Source organism: Synechocystis salina LEGE 00031, assembly GCF_015207985.1.
Classification (GTDB): domain Bacteria; phylum Cyanobacteriota; class Cyanobacteriia; order Cyanobacteriales; family Microcystaceae; genus Synechocystis; species Synechocystis salina.
In genome coordinates this window covers 1-20,218 of sequence record NZ_JADEVV010000018.1, presented here as the reverse complement: position 1 = coordinate 20,218, position 20,218 = coordinate 1, and the positions used below count along the sequence as shown (strand labels likewise).

Annotated in this window: 10 protein-coding genes and 1 pseudogene; 5 read left to right on the top strand and 6 right to left on the bottom strand. The window is 44.9% G+C overall.

All coding sequences use genetic code 11. The annotated features are described in order from the left end of the window. Positions 1-251 precede the first annotated feature (251 nt). Both IQ217_RS07895 and IQ217_RS18855 read left to right on the top strand, forming a co-directional pair. A complete protein-coding gene (locus IQ217_RS07895; protein WP_194019524.1) occupies positions 252-476 on the top strand; it encodes a hypothetical protein in 225 nt (74 codons plus the stop codon). Then, positions 473-12,949, top strand: a complete 12,477-nt coding sequence (locus IQ217_RS18855) for a Calx-beta domain-containing protein (protein WP_228023982.1) — start codon at positions 473-475, stop codon at positions 12,947-12,949. Before IQ217_RS07895 ends, IQ217_RS18855 begins: the two co-directional genes overlap by 4 nt. A 555-nt stretch (positions 12,950-13,504) precedes the next feature. On the opposite strand, the gene IQ217_RS18850 is transcribed toward IQ217_RS18855, so the two are convergent. The 3 genes from IQ217_RS18850 to IQ217_RS07875 all read right to left on the bottom strand — a co-directional run bounded on the left by IQ217_RS18850 (position 13,505) and on the right by IQ217_RS07875 (position 15,509). Further along, entirely contained in the window at positions 13,505-13,996 is a 492-nt protein-coding gene (locus IQ217_RS18850) for a transposase (protein WP_228025727.1), read from the bottom strand. Further along, positions 13,993-14,352 carry an IS630 transposase-related protein gene (locus IQ217_RS18845; protein ID WP_228023984.1) on the bottom strand — a complete coding sequence of 120 codons (360 nt, stop codon included), beginning with the start codon at positions 14,350-14,352 and terminating at the stop codon, positions 13,993-13,995. Before IQ217_RS18845 ends, IQ217_RS18850 begins: the two co-directional genes overlap by 4 nt. A 212-nt stretch (positions 14,353-14,564) precedes the next feature. After that, positions 14,565-15,509, bottom strand: a complete 945-nt coding sequence (locus IQ217_RS07875) for an aldo/keto reductase (RefSeq protein ID WP_190596707.1) — start codon at positions 15,507-15,509, stop codon at positions 14,565-14,567. Positions 15,510-15,684: 175 nt separating this feature from the next. Between IQ217_RS07875 and IQ217_RS07870 the strand changes: the two genes are divergently transcribed. Both IQ217_RS07870 and IQ217_RS07865 read left to right on the top strand, forming a co-directional pair. After that, on the top strand, positions 15,685-16,506 hold the full coding sequence (locus tag IQ217_RS07870; protein WP_228023985.1) for a DUF3598 family protein: 822 nt from the start codon (positions 15,685-15,687) through the stop codon (positions 16,504-16,506). Positions 16,507-16,532: 26 nt separating this feature from the next. Beyond that, complete coding sequence (locus IQ217_RS07865) at positions 16,533-16,988, top strand: TM2 domain-containing protein (RefSeq protein WP_190596705.1); 456 nt, start codon at positions 16,533-16,535, stop codon at positions 16,986-16,988. A 52-nt stretch (positions 16,989-17,040) separates the two neighbouring features. Here the strand turns inward: IQ217_RS07865 and IQ217_RS07860 are convergent, their stop codons facing one another. Both IQ217_RS07860 and rpmF read right to left on the bottom strand, forming a co-directional pair. Further along, the gene (locus tag IQ217_RS07860; protein WP_194019523.1) at positions 17,041-18,477 is read right to left on the bottom strand and encodes a phospholipid carrier-dependent glycosyltransferase; all 1,437 of its coding nucleotides are present in this window, start codon (positions 18,475-18,477) and stop codon (positions 17,041-17,043) included. Between the two features lie 98 nt (positions 18,478-18,575). Continuing rightward, positions 18,576-18,749, bottom strand: coding sequence for a 50S ribosomal protein L32 (gene rpmF, locus IQ217_RS07855; RefSeq protein ID WP_190596701.1), 174 nt, complete (start codon positions 18,747-18,749; stop codon positions 18,576-18,578). A 51-nt stretch (positions 18,750-18,800) separates the two neighbouring features. On the opposite strand from rpmF, the gene IQ217_RS07850 reads away from it, so the two are divergent. Next, positions 18,801-19,607: a pentapeptide repeat-containing protein gene (locus IQ217_RS07850; protein WP_420826677.1), complete on the top strand. Its 807-nt coding sequence runs from the start codon at positions 18,801-18,803 to the stop codon at positions 19,605-19,607. Between the two features lie 94 nt (positions 19,608-19,701). On the opposite strand, the pseudogene IQ217_RS07845 reads toward IQ217_RS07850, so the two are convergent. Beyond that, positions 19,702-20,218: pseudogene (locus IQ217_RS07845) on the bottom strand (ISKra4 family transposase); the annotation flags it as partial.

Genomic DNA, 20,218 nt, shown 5'->3' with positions numbered 1-20,218 from the left:
ATAAGGTTTTCAGTGTTTACCATAAACACATGCCCAAATGCTTGTTGAGCAAGGGATTGGGCAAAACTTTTCAAACACATTATTATTTCATTTAGCTATAAGCGTAATTTATTGCTCTGTTAAGCCTTTTGGTTGAAACGTAAATTTTTATCTCTTTTGCCTTTAGTCGATGCAATTTTTAACAAAGGTGAATCTATCATTGGTGCATTATCTACACCTCTAAAAATTTAATTTCTGCGGAGATTGTTAATATGACCCTCAATCTTGCTAACGGTCTTTCCGCTATTACCACTGACTTTGCTGGAATAACCCATGTGGTCTGGGCCCAGGGAGACAACCTTTGGCACGCTGTCTATGATCCCAATTCCGCTAGTTGGATCAATACCAGGGCGATCGCCAATATTACTGGCCAGTCCATCAAAAGCCTGAATTTAACCGTCGAACCTCATTTTATTTGTGGAGCCTGGCCTGAATGAGTATAAATTTATCTAATCGCCTTTCTGCCGTTGTTCAAGACAGTGCCGGAACGAGTCATATTGTTTGGCTGGAAGGAACGAATATTTGGCACGCTGTTTATGACCCAGTTTCTCAGACATGGAAAAACGCCCAGGCCATTGTCGATACCGCTGGTCAGCACATCCGTAGTCTTAACTTGGTTGCCGATTCAGGGTTAATTGTCGAATCTGGAACAAGCAATAATACGCTGATTCCAGGTCTGGCCGTGGTCTATCAAGAAGGCCGGGAAAACGACAGTAACTTTTTCTATACTGCGGCTCAGTACGACACTTCTGGCAAACTGCAATGGCTCGACACTCCCCAAGCCCTGACAGCAGATCAAGTTGGCGATTTAGAACCTCGGGTGGTAGTGGATAACGGTTTTGTGACGGTGGTAGGGCAAAAAGTTGATCTCATCAAAGCCCAAAACCAAGCCATCCGAGAAGATGCGGATTTATACTCGCAAACGTTTCAAATTTACAGTAACCAATTCCCGACAACGCCGCCGGCCCCAGTTACGCCCATTGCTGCTTACACGCCCCAGATTAGCAAAAATGGTGTCATTCAAGGCAACTATATTGTCGGTGGCACAACCACAACAGCGACGTTAGCCAATGCCAATTACCAGCCTTTTACCCAAGCGGAGGCTCAGAGTGCATTTCAAGGATTTGGGGCAAATTGGTCAGTCTCTCAAACCTTTGACACTAATTTATCGAACTTACAATTCTTGAAGGGAATGCCGGTTGTTCCCCAGTTTTTGCTTGAGCCTATTTTTAAGAAATTCAATCTATCAGGAACCCTGCTTGGCTCATCGGGCAATAACCCTAATCTTTCATTTTTTGGCGGCGGTGTCAGTACGGAAGGGCTGTTGCTCAATGCCTCAATGACCGTTCAGTTTAATGAAGATGATTCAGAAGACGGGGAGAATTCTAATGACGAGACAGGGAGTGCTGGCAGTAGTTTAAATCCGGAAGAAAACACCACAAACCTAACCTACAAACCGGAAACATCCATTTCTGTCATTGCCGCAACTCTTTATACCTTTGATACATCCCCCAAGCAGGGTTCTTCCTCCTATCCCTTAAGTGTTGAAACGGGTAGTCTTGGCTTAACGGCAGGTTTTACCTTTCCTTTACCCATTGAAGGCACACCATTTGTTTTTGATTTATTAGGCAGTGCTGGCCTGGGGATGCAGTGGCAATTATCTCCCAAAGATCCGCAAACCTATGTCTCTCCCGTTGGTGCGGTGTTATCGGGTGATAATTCGGTTCTTACAACCTTAATTAGCATTCCTCCTGTTGGGGCTTTAGCTGCTGTTGGCCTGGCGGTTGTCTCTGATATTGCTGAAATTGGAGAGTTGATTTTTAATGAGTTCGACCAGGACAACATTGAAGCTCTAGAACTGGAATCATTCTTGTTTTCTGTTCCTTTGTCGACTGGAATTGATGGTGGTGTTAAAATTCCTTTCATTCTTGAACTTGTCCTCGGCGGTCAGGTGAGTTTGGCTGGGACAGTTGGCACTACTCGAGCAACGGATGGCACCTTTCTGTTTGACCGGAATATTACCCTTGGTTTTCCTCTAAATTTAACCTTTAAAGTTCTGGGTTTTCTCGGCGGCACAGTGGGTATCTATCCGACTTGGACTTGGGGTGATGATCCCAGTAGCAGTGATGCAGCCACACTAAATCAAGCTACTTTAGAAACAACTCAGGCCAGCAATTCTCCCACTGCAATCGTCAAAGGGCCGCTATTAGAAATTCAAGGCTTACAAACTAACGGCACTCCCCAGGCCACAGACTTCCAAGTTAGCGTCAAAGACCCTCTAAGCAAGAAAATTACGACAATTCCGGTGTTTGGGGTTTTAACTCGGGACAATACCACTATTCTCAGGCTTGAATCGGCGATTCCGCAAACAGCCTTAAACGATCAGCCCTTTTCAAAAATTACAGTTAGCTATCAAAATAAGACGCCGATTCCTGTTGTTAATCAATCGGCCAATACGTTTACCTATAACTACAATCCCATCAGTGGCACAGGCAGTAATTACCAAGTCACGGATCAGCAAGTTATTGTCGCTTTTAATGCCACTCTAAATCCTAACATTACTCCCGATTTATCTCGATTTCAAGTTACCGATGCTAATGGTAATTTAATTTCAATTAACTCCGTTAGTGTAGCCCCTCGTAGCGTGGTCTTAACTCTATCTGGAAATTCGAGCAGCACCTATAGCGTTAATTATTCGAGCAGTAGCGGTTCTGGAAATGTATTAACCACAGAAGATAATGTTGCAATTAGTGATTTTAATATTGCCAGTAATACGCCACCAAACACCGCTGGACAAGTAAATCGTACCTATAGCAATGTATCAGGAACAACCGGAAATACAATTACAACTAACCCCCTTCTCGGTAGTACGGTTGCCCAAGATTATGCTGAGGATAGCCCCCCTGCTTTAGCTGTAACTAATGATAATGATGGTGTTTTACTGGCCTGGAGTAGTGATACCCCGCCGATTACTCCCATTTCTGCCTTATTATCGGGAACACAGATTTTCCTCACTTTTGCTGACACTCTCCAAAATCCAAGTAATACCAAGGCCACTAGTAATCCGTTTACAGTTCTAATTAATAATCAAAGTGCTGAAATTCAGGATTCATCCAGCTCAGATAATTATGTTAAAATTACGTTAAATTCAAGTACTGTTATTAATACTGATGATACAATTTCGGTCAGTTATAGCATTGATTCAACACCAGAAAATAGCCTCTATAATCTTTACCTTTCTGATGCCACAGATTTCGCCTTGTGGGTGCCTGACTTTACCACGCCTGTGACGCAAGCAGCTAGTTCAACCAATGCCCCAACGCTATTAGAAGCAGTGGCAATTTCTAATGTCATTACGCTCACCTTTGACCAACTCCTTTCATCTAGCAATTCTCCTGGCGGGAATCAATTTATCGTTACAGTCAACAATTCCAATAATTTTATTACTGTGAATGATAAAGTAGATATTGAGAATAATTCTGTTATTTTGCCCTTATTAGAACCCATTGGGCAAGGCGATATTGTTACAGTTAGCTATATTTCTGGTGATGGCATATTAGCTAATAGCAACAACATTCCCGTTGCTCCCTTTACTACGAGCGATATTCTGACCACATTTACCAATCCTGGGACGGTGATTAAGACACTTTTAGCCACCCCCAGCACCTCAAGCGTTAGTATTGCCTATCCAAGCTCAATTATTGGGACAAGTGGCTTAAATTACGATCCAGCAGTGTATTTTGACCAGGCCACAAATCAGGTATTTGCTGCTTGGGTAAATGTTGATAGTAGCCAAATTCAGAATCAACTCATCCCAGGCCAATATTATAGCAACTTAGAGATTATTACCCAGGCCCTGCAAAGCTCAACTATTTACTTTTCTGTTGCCTCTTTAGATGATCTTGGTGATCTTGGCCCCAACGCTCAAATCATTCCTTGGTCAGTGGCCGCCCCCATTCCCCAGCAAACAGGACAGAATACCAATGTCACGCTTGGCCTGGGGCCTGATGGTTCGATTATGGCGGCCTGGTTAAATACCATACTGAATAATAATGGTACGCCCGTTACCACGATTTACTACTCTAAGTTGAATTCAAGCTCTGGGTGGTCTGAACCTGCTCGCATACTTCCCGACATTAACCCCGATCCCTTTACGCCCCTAACCATTAGTACGATAAATCAACAACCAGCAATTTTCTGGACTGAATCTGCCCCAGCATCCTATCGCCAATTAGTCCGTAACGCTGATCCATCGGTTTACTTACGTCTGGGAGAACGAACTGGAACGGTGGCCCGCAATAGTGGTCAGTTTCAAGCCGCAGCTAATGGCACCTATAGCGGTACTTTTACTCTGGGGGAAATGGGGGCCTTAGAAACTACCAGTAATTCCGGTGATCCCAATCCTGCCGTGTTGTTTCAAGGTGGGGGAGTAACGCTGAATCAACCTGTTCCCCTGACCAACAACGCTTTTGCGATTGAATTTTGGTTTAAGTTGCCCAATTTACCTCAGGAATCTATCAATTTAGTTTCTGCACCTGGATTATTTGGCCTGGGCCTGGAGGTTGATCCCAATGATCCTAATGCGCCGCCGAAACTTACCTTTGGCCTGGGTAACGACGATGATACTCAAATTCAAGCTAGTGAAACCTTAGCCACTGATCTTTGGTATTACGTTGTTGGTACTTATGATGGCTCAAGTCAAAATCTTAGTTTGTATCTCAATGGTGTCTTAGCTGGGACAGTAGATGATGTTGAATTTGATTCGTTTCCGACATCTGCGGCCTTGACTTTAGCAGGGGCTTCTACGGAGAATAATCCGGTTTATTTAGATGAAGTGGCATTTTACCCCAAGGCGTTAACGGCTTCTGATGTCAATGCAGGGGATTTAACTAGCCCAAACTTCCAAAACCTGACGGGGAGCCAAATTCTCGAGATCATTGCGGGCACGAATCAAATTGGTAATCACTATGCCGCCCAATATAACAAACCGATTCCCCCAGGCCCGAATACTTACTATTCCGTTTTGGATGGTTCAAGTTGGCAACTCCCTAGTCAAATTAACCCCACACCCGCAATCGTTCCCACCCAGTTAGCCGGGGCCAATATCCCTGTTTTCGATTTAGTCTCTGCCACTGCCGCCCAGGCCAGCACCATGATTGCGCCCAATGGAATTGCTGATGCCGTTTATCAGATTTCGCTTTCTAATCCAAACTTAACTATCAGCGGAATTAAAGTTACTAGTGGCAACCAGGCCTGGGCGATTGGCACCGATAACACTGGCACAGCACTAACGGGTAATCAGCTTGGCCTACTTTTAGGAGATACCCTACTCAACAGTCTTAATCCCGAGACATCAACCTTTAGCTATCCAATTCAGGGATATACCGAAAATCTCTTTTTGTTCATTGATCCCGGCAGTTCCAATACTCCTCTTGGGGCAGTTGACTATACGGTTTATTTCGACGGTGGTAATACCATTGGACCAACTTCTGTTGCTCCCTATCAGATCAATTCGGCAACAATGGGGCCAGGTCAAACCGTCACGGGAACGGCAACGGTTACCGAAGCCAATGACTCCTCCCTAGCCCTGATTGATAGTGGTTTTATTATTGATTCCGATAATCCGGCGATCGGGTACGTTCTGGCCAGTGCATTTAATTCCGATGGTAGTTTGGCATATGTGGCAGTGGGGAATCGCGGCTATAGCGACAGTCAAGGCAACCTTGGCAACAATGGTACAGTGCAAATCCTTTTTGGTGGCAGCGATATTCTCTCGGGCAGCGGCTCACTAAGTACCAATGATCTTAATGGTAATCCCGATGGGGTGCTAATTACCAATATTCAAGATGCGGGGGATAATAACCGAAATCTGTCTCTTTCCTTAGCCACGGGGGATATTGACGGAGATGGCATTCCTGATTTGGTAATTGGTGCGCCCAATGTAGGTAAGTTTGCCGGGGCTGTATATGTCATCTATGGCAGTTATCTCAACAGTCAAAAGGGCCAAAAAATTGATGTCACAAGCCTAAGCACGACACCGAATAGTATGGGTTTTGCGATCAATGGCAGTAATGCGGATGATTTAGCGGGCTTTTCAGTAGTCGTGGGGAACTTTGATGGGGATGACTACGATGATATTGTTTTCGGTGCGCCCTATGGCAAAGATAGTGACGGAAATCGGGTTGGCCTGGTTTATCTAGTCCCTGGTTTTGCCCAGGATAATGCTCCTGATTCGATTAGCCCTACTGTTATTTATACAGGCCAAAGTTTTGAAATTCCCAATCCCCAACCGAATCCACCCAGTCCAACCCTAACAGTGGGGGAAGGGGCCGGCTTTGCCCTAGGAGTGTCACGACGATTGACTGGGACTAATTCCCCATCTACATTTACGGGTAGTACGACCACAGATGATCTTTTTATTGGTGCGCCGAACTATCAAATTCAAGTCGCGAATCAGTGGACAAATCAAAGCAATCTCCCAGGCCAAAACTCACAAAACAAACAAAATCAACAAATCACATCAGACCTTTTTCCTAGTTCCAGTTATGTTTCAGCCGGGGCCGTTTATGTCTATAACTCTAATCAAGGCTTAAGTCTTAACACAAATCCTTGGGCCATCTATACCGGGCCAGCCATTCCCAATGCTCAAGGCACTGCCACCAGTTATTTTGCCGGAAGTGTGATTGGCTCTGGTTTAAATATGGATTTGGATGGAGATGGTCGTCAAGATTTAGTCATTGCAGGGCCTGGGGCCAATACTAATACAGGGCAAGCCTTTGTGATTGCTGGATCTACTGCTACTCCATCTGTAACAACAACTATAACAACTACAACAACTCCATCTGGAACAACAACTACAACAACTACAATAACTCCAGCAAATCCAGCAACTCCAACAACTTCATCTGTAACAACAACCACAACAACTACAACTCCAACCCCAACAACTCCATCTGGAACAACAACTATAACTACAACAAATACACAAACCTTAAATACAGTCAGTAACCTCGTGATCAATGGTGGCCTGGCTGGGGGCAAAACAGGAGCAGTTATCACCTCACCGGGAGACTTAAATGATGATGGCTACCAAGACTTCTTAATTACTGCTCCCCAAGGGGCCAATGCCACAGGTCAAAGTTATGTTCTGTTTGGGCCGCTAGATTTAAGTCAATTCGGGACTATTTTTGATTTAAATGTCACCGCTAACGACAACAAAACCACATTTTTACTTAACGGTAATCAACCTTTCCAAGCCACGGGAACCGCTGGAGTAGGAGTGGGAGATATTAACAATGACGGCATAGATGACATAATGCTCACGGCTCCATTGGGTCAACAACTCTATGCCGTTTATGGACATCCCTGGTTAGCGGACGATGGCAGTATCAAACTAGCTGATGTTTCCTCCAACAATGGTTTTGTTATTGATGGTTACCAATACTCCCTGGCCACCAGCCCCTTTGGGTATGTACTCGCCTTTGCTTTAATTTATAACGACTCCAATGAGTTAGTCACTGCTGAGTTACAGATGATTGCTCCCAACGGGGAAATTGTCTGGCAAACAACCGATTCAAATGAAGAATCAGAAGTTACTCCCGAAGCCTACGCCATTATGCAAAGTGATGGCAATCTGGTTATTTATGGCCAGCCGGCGGGTGATATAATTTGGGCTTCTGGCACTAACGGCAACGATGGTGCTGTCCTCAAGTTAGCTTCAGATGGTGGTCTGTACATCGTTGATCCCCAGAATAATATTGTTACCAATGGCACTTTAAATTCAGCAAACCCCAGCCTGATCAGTACCGCCGTAACCCTCAACGAAAATCAAGAAATTACCACAAATTTAGCAACTTTTTTACTCAATGGAGAAATTGGTTATTCACTGGTTTTTGTCTTAGTTCAGAACGAGTTTAATCAGTTAGTCTCCGCTAAATTGCAGTTAATTTCCGCCACTGGTGAACTCGTTTGGCAATCAAATCCAGGGGAGGGAGTAAAGGTTACTTCAGAGGCCTATGCCATTATGCAAAGTGATGGCAATCTCGTTATTTACGGCCAACCAGGGGGAAATTCAGGTGATGTAATTTGGGCTTCTGGCACCAATGGCAATGATGGTGCAGTCCTTAAGTTAGCGTCAGATGGTGGCCTGTACATCGTCGATCCCCAGAATAATATTGTTCCTAATGGCACCCTAAATTCGGGGAATATAAGCCTAATTAGTACTGCTACTACATTGAACATTGGTGAAGTAATTACCACTGATGTAGATACTTTTTTGCTTAATTCAGAAACGGCAGGAAGTCTATTTGGCAATGGTCGCAATGTCGTCATGCTGGGAGATATTAATGGCGATGGCTTTGCGGATGTGTTATCTGGAGGCAGTTCTGCCGGTGGCGTGGTTGTCTTTGGTAATAGCACTAAAGATTTACTCGATGCGGCAGTGGGCACCGATGATTTGTTAATTTCTATTGATGGTGCGGAAGTAAAAGAATTTGTTGCTCTGGGAGACTTTAACGGCGATGGATTAGCGGATTTTGGGGCGATCGATAATCAGGGTAATTTTTACTTAGTGCTGGGCAGTAGTAGTTTAGGTAGTCTGGGCAACCTACAACTAGATAGTAATTCTTCTCAAATTGCCGGTGTTAGCAGAGCTTGGGGAGTGGGGGACGTTAATGGTGACGGTTACGACGATGTGGTTTTCCAAGATGGCGATCAAAGTTGGCTTTTGTTGGGTAGTGCCTCCGGCTCCCTTGGCGGGCAACCCATTAATCTGGTTTTTGATAGCGGTGATCCAATTCCTACTTCATTTACTGGCATTGATTTCAACGGCGATGGTTCAAATGAAATTGTGGCGGGCCAAGCTCAATTAAATTCTGTACCTAACATCGGTGGCTTTGGCGGTGGTTTGCAATACTTCACTTACGAATCTGGAAAGGCCGTTTTACAAACTACTATGGATCCTCCCAATGCTTCAATTGTTGGAACCTTCGATTCGTCTTCAACTAGTGGAATTACCGTTGGGATTGGGAATCAAAGCATTGAAAAAGCTACCTCTTTGGCAGTTTTAGATGGTTGGCTATACCAAGCCTATTACGAGAATAATAATTCGATTTTTATACAAAAAAGTCGAGATGGTATTCACTGGGGAGAGTCCACTCCAATAACCCTGATTGGAGCCGATGGCTCTACAATAATCACTCCTGGAAACTTCCCTCCGTCTATTGCTGCTTATAACGGTCAACTTTATCTCGGTTTCACTGATTCTAGTGGGCATGTATGGATAGCCGAAGGAAGTAATACCACAGAGAATAGTTTAGGATTGAATTTCTCGCCGGTTCAAATCAATCAAGCTTCAAATAATGGGCCAACTTTAGTCGCCTTTAATAATGAGCTTTATATTTTCTTTGTTAAAGATAGTTCTGATGACGAAATTTTATATGTTAGTTCCCAAAACCCTGGTAGCACTGGCTGGGGATCTGATAGTACAGCACTAACCTTTAATGGAAGTGCCCAAACTACCAACCAACCTCTAAGTGCAATTGTTGTTCCTAATCAAAATGGCGAAACCATAAATGGCGAAACCCTATCGGTAGCGTTTAAATCCAGTAAGTCTTCCGCTGCTTTTGTTGCAACATTGGACTCCACTAATTTAAGCAGTTGGAATCTTTCCCCAGAGTTGACCCAAGTCAGCACTAATTACCAACCATCATTAACGTTTGTAGATGAAACTTATTATTTATTCTTCGCCGACTCTAATAGTAATGAAGTGGAATTTATTACTTACGCAGATGGATCGAATTGGAGCAGTACTTCCACCTCTTTTTCCTCTGCTCTGAATGATCTTAATGGGGTAGCTTCAGCTTTCTTTAATCAAAGCTTAATTCTATCTTCAACCCCAAGCATTACCCAAAGCAATGATAATTTTCTTACCTTCATTTTCTCCAAACCATTCTTTGAACCCAATCAAGCAATTCGACTGGGAGAACAAGTTTACGATATTGGCGACTTTAACGGTGATGGCATTGCTGATATAGCTATTTTGGCTCCAGGCTACCGGAATTTACAACAAAATTTTATTAGCGCCTATGATGACATTAATAACTTGGGGGGAGTGTTTATCTACTATGGCAACAAGGATGGAATTTCCACCACTGCTGTCCCTGATGTGGTTCTAGCCGCACCGGATATGCCAGCGGCAACTAACTTTGAACTACTAGAAATTACGGCGATCGGAGATATGAATGGCGATGGCTTTGACGATGTACTTATTAGCTCTCCCCTTACCACCATTGTCGGTTCTCAAAACTCTTCTGCCAACGGAGCTCAGGGGGTAAATTGGGTGGTCTTTGGCGGTACCCACTGGGGTAGTCAATATAACGCAAATTCCCCCTTTGGATTAGGAAAATTAGCTGAAAATCAAAGTAATAGTAGCCAAAATTTTAATCCCTATGGCTTTGTGACAACAGGCCTACCCGGTTCTCAAGCGGGTATTTCTATCAGTGGTGGGGCCGATGTAAATGGGGATGGCTTTAGTGACTTCATCATGGGAGCGCCGGGGGCCCTGGATAACCTTAGTTACGTTCTCTTTGGTAGTGATTTCACTTCCCAAGTTAATCAGATGGGCACCATTGGCGATGATGTCATGCTGGGCACTCCCACTGGGGAAATTTTTATTGCCGGCCAAGGGGATGACATTATCTACACCAACGGCGGCGTTGACGTGGTTTATGCGGGCCCCGGCGATGACCTGGTTACAGTGAGTGATACCAATTTCCGCCGTTTGGATGGAGGGAGTGGCACTGATACCCTCAAGCTGACGGGTTACAACGGGCAAGCCTGGGATTTAACTACCCTCTCCCCAGGATTACGGTTGCGAAACTTTGAAATTATTGATATTCGCAATTACGGCGCTAACACCCTGACTCTGAACTCATTAACGGTGGTGAAGTTATCCGGCAATAACCAAGTTACGGTGTTAATGGATGCCAACGACACCCTTAATTTAAGTGCTGATTTTGAGGCAGATGGGACGGAGTATCGTAACAGTCAAAAATATTATAAATATACTTCCAACATTTCAGCGGCCATTGTTTTGGTTAATCAGCCACAAACAATAACGTTCAATGCAGATAGTGCTAATAAACCAGTTCTAAATACTATTCCCACTGCTCAGCCATTAGACGTCACATCGTCCAGTAACTCTCAAACAAATGCAACTCAGAATTTAGCTTCTGCATCGGGTCAAGCCACTCGTTTATTTGTTTCCAATCCCAAGGTATCAGAAGCTAGTGGTGAAGCTCAGTTTGTCGTTGAGCGCACTGGAGATTTAGACAAATACGTGTTGGTCAGTTACATCACCCAGGACATGAGTGGCAAAGCTGGCGATCGCTATTTACCCATAGCGGGACAGTTAATATTTAATCCTGGGGAGAACAAAAAAAACGTCACAGTAAAAATTCCTAATGACTTTGTTTATAACGGTGATCGCCAATTTGGTCTATTGGTTTCTTTGCTAAATGATGGTTTGGAGGCAGGAGATGGGGACTCTGCTTTTGCTTTAGCTGGTGATGCCAATGGTGCCCAGATCCGTCGTTGGAACTACCTGGCCGGGGACTGGGATAACAGTGTCATGAATGGCTTGATTGATTTCTCCACCACGGTTAATTCCGGCCAAGCTCAGATTAATTTGAGTGTTGAAGGGCTAGCCGAATTTAACGACTTTTTTAGTTACGATCCCCTCAGTCAAACCTATCAATCCCTGATGTTTAATAATGAAACAGGGGCCCGGTTCACCAATTTAGATAGCTCAAATGGTATTGGCGGAGTAGAACTCAAACTTTTGGACGGCGATCAGGGTGATGCCGATGGTATAGTTAATGGCTTAGTGGCAACCAACGGTCATTTAGGCCGTACCATTCCAGGTCTAATTAGCAATAATAACCGACTTTTTTGGGCTCCCACCAATGCCGATGGGCAAGTGCAACTCAGGTTAATCAATAGTCCCTCACAAAACTATGAAATTGGTTGGGTTCCAGTGGATAGTGCCGATGGTGCCATTGATGGTTTACTTCCTGATGATCCGGGCTATGAGGAGGCCGCTTTGGCCCGTAAACAAGTTGTTTTTAGTGATCAAGCCAATGCCTCAGCCCAGGCTTTAACCCGTAGTTTAGCCCGACAAAGTTTTACTGATATTGAAGCTTTTGCGAGGACAGAATCACAATTTTTTGGTAGCTTTAGTAACTCTAATTTAGAAGCTAATCGTTACTATATGCTCTATAGTCAACAGGGAGAAGAAATCGCTTTTTCCATTGATGCTCCACTAATGGTTGAAACAGATAGTCGAGGTTATCATCAGTTAGATTTTAATGGCATTACTACAGAAATCGCTTCCAAAACTTTGGTTGTACCAGGAATTTTAAACCAGACTGTGACGGCAAATGTTTCCATTAGTCGTGCGGGGGCTTACGAAAATCTTATTGTTCTCTACAAAGTGGATAGTCTGACCGGGGGCATTGATACCGATGGCGATCGCCAGATTAATTTAAACCCAGGGGATGGAGGCTATTTACAAGCGGCATTAACAAGGGCCCAGAATCCAGCAACGGGGCTAAGCTTAAACGCCCCTGACGAGTTTTTTAGCACTACTCAAAAGACCATCAGTTTGTCGGGCAACAATATGTATGGCATGGCGATTATTCCCAACTCATCCATTGAAGAAGTGTTAAGCAAAAATCCCACTAACAATCCGACCCTTGGCCCTGTGGCGCTTTTTTCCTTTGGAGCCGCTAACCCTGGCGGCATTAGTCATATGTCTCGTTTGGGCAGTAATCTCTTTGGTTTCGAGGATATAGTGGGAGGGGGAGACCTTGATTACAATGATGTAATCATAGAGTTTAGCTACAAAATTTGATGCGCCTTGATAGTAATTAATTTATTAAGAAACTGGATGAGGTGAAAGCCTCACGTTCAGTTTTGAATACAAGTACTTTTTGCGAGATAACCTCTTATTCCAGTAGCTATAAATTTTAAGAATACTCTCCTCACCCGCAAGGAGAAAATGTCGCCTGTTCGTTCACCGGTAGTGTCATTCAGGTAGTGAAGCTAAGATAAAGCTAACCTTAATTCCTCATTATTTATAGTGGTTGATAAAATATAAAATAGCAGATTAATGATTGAAGAAGTTTTTAGAAAATGAAAGGCGCTTCCTGACCAATCTTGAGCATCTTTGCTTGAGAATGTGTTTGAAAAGTTTTGCCCAATCCCTTACTCAGCAAGCATTTGGACATGTTTTTATGGTAGACGCTGAAAACTTTATCTAGTAAGGCTTACACCCTACTTTTCAAACAGGCTCTAAATTTTAGGGGAAAGTGACACAACTAGTTTGGACACATTACTCCTACCACGGTTGCTGTCTATTTTAGACTTTCACTACATAGATATAGCTAATTAGGATAATTGTGAGACGTTAGGCTATGCAGTAATCTTGAATAACCTTATCTATGCTAGTACCCGGAGGTGCGTGCATTCTCGCCCTCTTTAATGCACTAAAGTCATGCTCTATATCATTCAAATCTGGAGAATAAGTGGGCAAAAATAACACAATGTGTCCTGCAGACTCTACTATTTCCCTAATCCTTTTTTTTCGATGAATAGGGGCGTTATCCATAATCAACACCGACGTCATTGTCAATGCTGGTATTAAAAAGAATTCAAGCCATCCTTCAAAACCTGTTGCATTTAAGCTTCCGCTGAATAACATCGGCGCTATTAAGTCTTTTTGCATTTTTCTTCTACCTGCTACAAGATTCTCTTTTTTCCCTCTTTTCCCCTGCTTTTCTCCATATACTCTTTCTCCCTTTTTAGACCATCCATAGAGTGAGGATACAAATTCCTCAAAACCGGCTTCGTCTATGAATACTAGACTTTCAATACCGTATGTTAAAATTAACTGCCTCAAGATTTTCTGATATTCTGCTCGCTTTTGGGCATCTCTCTCTTGATAAAGTAACTGTTTTTTTTTCTAGTAATCTTCATTTTTTTGAATTGGTAACAGAGTGAGGCAGAAGTTACACCAAATTTTTTAGCTCTTTCTTTTAGAAGCATATCAGGATTATTTTTCACATCCTCTTCTAATTCTTTTATGTTTATCTTCCGCTGGCGGTTCTCAACTTTCGTTGCCGCAAGCTCTTCTCTCCCCAACCAGCGATAAATTGTTGCTCTGCCTACCTTAAATATTTTCGAAGCCTTTGTGATTCCACCTCCACTCTCGATGAAATCTATAACCTTAATACGTAAATCAAGATCGTAAGTCATGACTGATTTATAAATTCTTGTGTTATTCTTCCAATATGTTACCATACAACTCCAGCAAAACGTCTCAAAATTAAATAAATCAGCTATAACACCACCTATTTCTAAGCTAATAAATGGGCTCGGGTAAAAATTCAGTTTAATTTTGAGGTCTTTCTAGCGCTTTACGGGGGCGGTTAGAAGAACAAGATCAAGACTTTATTCGCAAAAAATTTTCAAACACCTTGGGCAACAGTTCGTAATTGTTCAATTTCCTCTGGGTTTAATTGCCACCCCAAAGCTCCGGCATTTTGTTTCGCCTGGGAAGCATTTTTTGCCCCTGGAATGGGAATCACGTTCCCTTGGGCAATGAGCCAATTGAGGGCAATTTGGGCCGGTGTTTTGTCGTGTTTGTCCGCCAATGTATCCAAGAGGGTAAGTAAGGGAGTTAATTTTTGCAATCCTTTGGTACTAAAGCGGGGATCAAGGCGGCGGGCTCCCTGGAGACTGGGGGAATTTTCGGGGCGATATTTGCCGGTGAGTAGCCCCTGAGCCAGGGGACTGTAGGCCAAAATGGTGACATTGAGCTGACGGGCCTGGGCTAAAATGCCGTTGCTTTCAATGTCACGGTTGAGCAGGGAGTAGGGCACTTGGTTGCTTGCGAGGGGAATGCCCTGGGCGGCTAAACACCCATGGGCGATCGCCATTTGCTGGGCGGAATAGTTGCTTACTCCCACAGCTTGGATGCGGCCTTTTTTGACCTCGGCGGCCAACACTGCCATGAAATCCGGTGTTTTGAGCCAAAATTCCAGGGGCCAATGGATTTGATAGAGGGCAATGCTATCTGTTAGTAGCCTTTCTAGACTGGCGGTTAAAGCTTTGGTGATATCAGAGCGCTGCCAACGCCATGGCAAGGGAAAGTATTTAGTGGCAATTTGTACTGTTTGGTCAGTTTCCTGGCAAAAGCGGCCAATGAGCCGTTCTGATTCCCCAAAACCGTAAATTTCAGCGGTGTCAATCAGGGTAACCCCGGCCTCCAGGGAAGCATGGAAAGCTCCCTCCACTTCTTCCGGGCCAAAGTCCTTACCGTAGGCCCAAAACAGGGTATCTCCCCAGGACCAAGTGCCCAATCCAAGGGGAGCAAAGGCGGGGCCGTTCGGGCCAAGGCTAATAGTCTGCATGGATATGTTGGGAAAAATCTAGATCTAAATGGCAAAACTAAGCCATACTTTTCCCGATGATAAACCAGTATTTCTGGAAAAGCTTGCCCACTGGGGAGGGGGGAGGGAGAAATGGGAGAATGGTTTTAATTGATTCTCCAAAAACATCAGAACTAAAAATTAGGGTCAAATAACCATGGCTAACTGGGAAAACTTTCTCAAAAATCTCGGCGAGTGGCAGGGCAGTTTTACTCGCATGTCTCCCCAGGGGGAGGTGTTGAGCCAAACCCCCTCCATACTGACTCTGGAAGGCTTGGAAGATAACAAGTTGGTCAAGTTCCGTCTGCGCCGCTACGATAACCCCGATTACCAAGACCCCCCGACCCAGGATTATAGCCAGGATTACCGTTCCCTAGGGCGACAAATTATCTTTTTTGGCACCGGTGCCTTTTCCAAAGGGCCATGGCAGTTGGCTCCCTTCAGTGAATTTGGGGCAGAATTTGGTTTTGTGGACGGCGATCGCCGGATGAGATTTGTCCAACTGTATGACAAGGAATTGAGCCTAGCCAGTTTGACGTTTATCCGGGAATTTCGTCGGGGGAGTAATGCCCAAGAAAGACCAACGTTAACGGTGGAGCAATTGTTGGGGACATGGCACTGCCAGGTTTATACAGGTTACCCCGATTGGCGGGAACCGGAAGTTAGTGGGATGGAAATTATCCTGGAGCAAACCGGAGACATGGTGGAACAACGGATAACTGTGGAAGGAAAAACCTCGGTGACCCAAGGGAAAGTGATCGGTAATCAGATCAATTTTCTGGGCTCCCACCCCAGCAACGTGCTCCTACTGCCGGATGGTGCTTCCTCTTGCACTCCCGATCGCCTGCAATTGGGACAACCCTTCTTTGGGGAAGTCGGCTGGTTGGTGCGCCCCAACAAACGACAAAGGCTGATCCGTTACTATGACAATAGGGGGGCTTGGACCCATTCCGCTTTTGTTGTCGAGTACCGTCAGTAGGTGCCGGTTTCCTTTGCACACCCGCTATGAAAAATCGCTTTGTTGCCCTAATTTTTGCCCTTTTCTTCGGCGGCTTTGGCTTACATAAATTTTACCTAGGCAATATTTTCGCCGGCATCGTCTATTTCATTTTTTCTTGGACGGGCATTCCTTTCATTCTTGGCTTTGTGGATGTGATTATCCTCGGCACCATGGACGAAAGAAAGTTCAACGCCATTTATAACCACAAACAGTACCTCACCTCCCCCGCTCCATCTCCCATGGTTACTGCCCCATCACCAGTCACCACAGAAAGGCTGGATGTGTTGATTATTAAAACCTGTGCCGCTAAGGCGATTGGTGCAACGGTGAGCGAGTGCATTGTGGCCACCGGGGAAGATCCCCAAAAGGTGAAGGAAACCATTGATGCTCTTTGTCGTAAGGGTTTCCTGCTGCCGGATAATCGGGAAGGGGACTATGCGGTGGTCTATCGTCCCATTTAGTTGATAAGGGCAATGTTCCAACTCTGGGTTAATTCAACGGATTAGCTTGTCTTCAAATCCAACTGGGAAACAGCATCCGCAGGGCAAAACCCTTGGGGGTCAGGGGCATGCCCAGAAAAACTGGCGACCAATACCAAAAGGCGATCGCCACTAGGGTTAAAACTGTCCAAGCAATGATGCGGTGGCTCCGTTGGGGGCTGTCCAGTAAAGTGGCCAAAATTAAAGCTAAGGCCAAGATACTAAAGCCATAGGCGGTTAGGTAATGATAAAAAAAGGTGCAACGACTAATACCCAACCAAGGTAAAAGATTGGCGGCGTAGTTAACCACGATATAAAGGGTTACCCCCCGCAAAGGTACATTGATGGAATTGGTCCGATTAAAGAAAAATTGACTGATTTTTTGCCAGGCAATAGTGCCCAGCAATAGCCCCATGGCCCCCGTGGAAAACCAGAGCAAAATTGGATTAGCCATGGCGTGGACATCGTAAATTAAGCCGAATTTACCGGATTTTTGGTAAAAATAGGCGATCGGTCTAGCCATCACCAGCCAGCTATACCAAGGAGAACAATAGGGGTGAATATCAGGGCTGTTGCCCACCCGGCGATGGTACTGCCAGGTTTGCCTTTGAATGCGCCAAAAACCTTCCAGGGAAGCGTATTCGCCATTCATTAACAAATGGGGAATCCAAATCACGCTGTAGGTAATTGCCGGGATCAACACCAACCAAAGGGCGAATTTAAAGGGAGAAATGGTCAACCAACGGGAAAAAAAGTCGTGATTATTCTGTCCATTGCCATCTAATGGTTCCAGTGAATTTACTTGTTGCTCGGCCCAGCCTTGCCTGAAGACCGTTCTGAACCAGGCGATCGCCCAGAGGAGGTAAATACCCAACAAGAAAGCAAAACCGTTCCATTTGACGCTGCCGGCACAGGCTAAACTAATGCCCCCCAAAATTAATTGCCACAGTTTGCCCTGACGCAAATGCCATAAAACCAGAGCTTGGCCAAGTAACCCAAAAAAAACCAGGTAAATATTATTCAGCGCATAGCGGGATTCCACCAAAAACAATCCATCTAAGGCCACTAGCCCCATGGTCAACAATGTCACCAAGCGTCGTTGGGTCAACAGATAGGCGATCGCCCCTAGGAGTAGGGGAATGGTGGCCCCGGTGAGGGCATTGAGCCAGCGGTAACTCCAGGTGGAACGCACCGCCCCCGTCAGATCGTTAACTTGCTCTGGATTGACAGGAAAAAACTGCCCCAACCCCATGGCCAAAGCAATCAGGTAATGACTCAGGGGGGGATGGGAAGGGAAAAAATCATTACCAAGCCAATAGTCACTGGCAAATTTGGCGTAGTAGACTTCGTCGAAAACTAACTCGTTGAACTGTCCCAGGTTCCAGAAACGTATAACCAGAGAAAAGACAAAAATAGCAACGATGCTTGCTTGGTAGGGAGTTGGGCGAAGCTTCGGGAACCGGTTAAGCATTGAAGTTCAATCAATTCAACTATTTTTCCCAAAACCTTTTTATCCTTGGCGATCGCCCCTCACCTTAATGCTAAATTCAGCTAACTGACAATTTATTTCTACTCTTCTTCCCCTTCTTCTTCTGCAGGGGGATAGAGGAAAGTAGAACGGCCAGATAAAATAGACTTGCCGAGGGATAAAGCCTTTTCCGCTTGGGAGGAAGCTTGTCTGCGCCAGTGGGCTCGGCGTTGATCGCGTTTAGCTTTGGAGGTTTTCTTCTTGGGAACTGCCATGACTTCTCTGGGATCTTAAAAATTGACAACCTTTCTATATTACGCTTTTAAGTGGGCCATTGCACAGCGGTGATTATGCAAGAGTTTTCCCACTACTACGAAATCCTGGGGCTAGAGGTGGGGGCTAGTCTGGAGGAAATCAACGAAGCCTATCGAGATTTGGCCTTTGTTTGGCATCCCGATCGCCTGCCCAGGGACAATCCCCGTCTGTTAGCCAAGGCGGCCGGCAAACTGAAGGAAATCAACCAAGCCCGCGATCGCCTCAAGGAAATGCTGGAGTTGGAGTTAAGCGCTAAAACTTCCCAGGTGCCTAAAAAGGATCAGCCCAGCAAGGCCCCCAAAGCTAAGCCCAAATCCAAGCCTAGGGCCAAAGATCCACCACCTTACCCACCTCCCGGCGATCGTCAATCCCGGGCCCATGATCAACAGCAGACCAACCATAACCATAGCTCTAATTCCCACCATCATCAGGAAAACCATAATCGACCCTACTATCGAGACTTAACCGGGGCGGACTTGCGTTGGGCCAATTTGAAAGAAAAGGATTTATCAGGGCGAAAAATGGTGTCCGCTAACCTGAGTAATGCGGATTTGAGTGATAGTTTTTTACACCAAGTTAATTTGGAAAATGCCAACCTGTTTCGGGCCAATCTTTTCCGGGCTAATTTGTTGGAAGCTAACCTGCGGGGAGCAAATTTACAAGAAGCTAATTTAGTCGGAGCGGATTTGAGTGGGGCGGATCTCAGCGGAGCAAATTTACAAGGGGCTAAAATTGGCGCGGGTAATCGGATTATGGTCAAGCTAACGGCGGCCAAGTTAACGGGAGCCATTCTCCCCGATGGCAGTAAACATAGTTAATTTTTGCTGGTGTTTTATTTCTCTTTAATCTAGGAATTTTTCTTGTCAAACTAGGTGAAAACGAGAGGATTTTTTAGGGGAGCATCCCAGTTTGTCAGCAAGCATAAATACTCATAGAGAAGGCGTGATTAAGATAGGCACAGCGCAGGCGTAGCATTCGGTTAACATTCTTGGGAGACCATTGAGCACCAGATAATTTGAGACGAGCACCAATTCGTTTCACAGTAGACTCGACTGATCCAGAGCCAATATCCAACCCCATCAACTGGTATAGATCATAGGGAACAATGCGATGGCGGTGCTTATTCAAATACGCCCGAAAAGTCTGACTAGCATAGGTGTCAATGGATTTTAACTGCTTCGATGCATCCTCGAAGCAACCCGACCACAAGAATGTTTTGATTTGCTTCAAGTCACTGGGAGGAGCATCGACTTTGTAGAGATTTTCCATCAAATGATACCAATCGAGGACTTCTCGTCGTTGGTGTTCGGAAGCAATTTGAGTAATGATATTCCAGATACCATCATGGCCATCTCCCACGCAGGTAACCAGAGGGGAGAGAGGATTCTGTTTTATCCATGCAACCAGGGCTTCATTGTCTCGAAAATAG

Bases quoted from the DNA above. Each gene is read 5' to 3' on its own strand.
- IQ217_RS07895 (WP_194019524.1), top strand. From the start codon at position 252: ATGACCCTCAATCTTGCTAACGGTCTTTCCGCTATTACCACTGACTTT.
- IQ217_RS18855 (WP_228023982.1), top strand. From the start codon at position 473: ATGAGTATAAATTTATCTAATCGCCTTTCTGCCGTTGTTCAAGACAGT.
- IQ217_RS18845 (WP_228023984.1), bottom strand. From the start codon at position 14,352: ATGACTTACGATCTTGATTTACGTATTAAGGTTATAGATTTCATCGAG.
- IQ217_RS07875 (WP_190596707.1), bottom strand. From the start codon at position 15,509: ATGCAGACTATTAGCCTTGGCCCGAACGGCCCCGCCTTTGCTCCCCTT.
- IQ217_RS07870 (WP_228023985.1), top strand. From the start codon at position 15,685: ATGGCTAACTGGGAAAACTTTCTCAAAAATCTCGGCGAGTGGCAGGGC.
- IQ217_RS07865 (WP_190596705.1), top strand. From the start codon at position 16,533: ATGAAAAATCGCTTTGTTGCCCTAATTTTTGCCCTTTTCTTCGGCGGC.
- IQ217_RS07860 (WP_194019523.1), bottom strand. From the start codon at position 18,477: ATGCTTAACCGGTTCCCGAAGCTTCGCCCAACTCCCTACCAAGCAAGC.
- rpmF (WP_190596701.1), bottom strand. From the start codon at position 18,749: ATGGCAGTTCCCAAGAAGAAAACCTCCAAAGCTAAACGCGATCAACGC.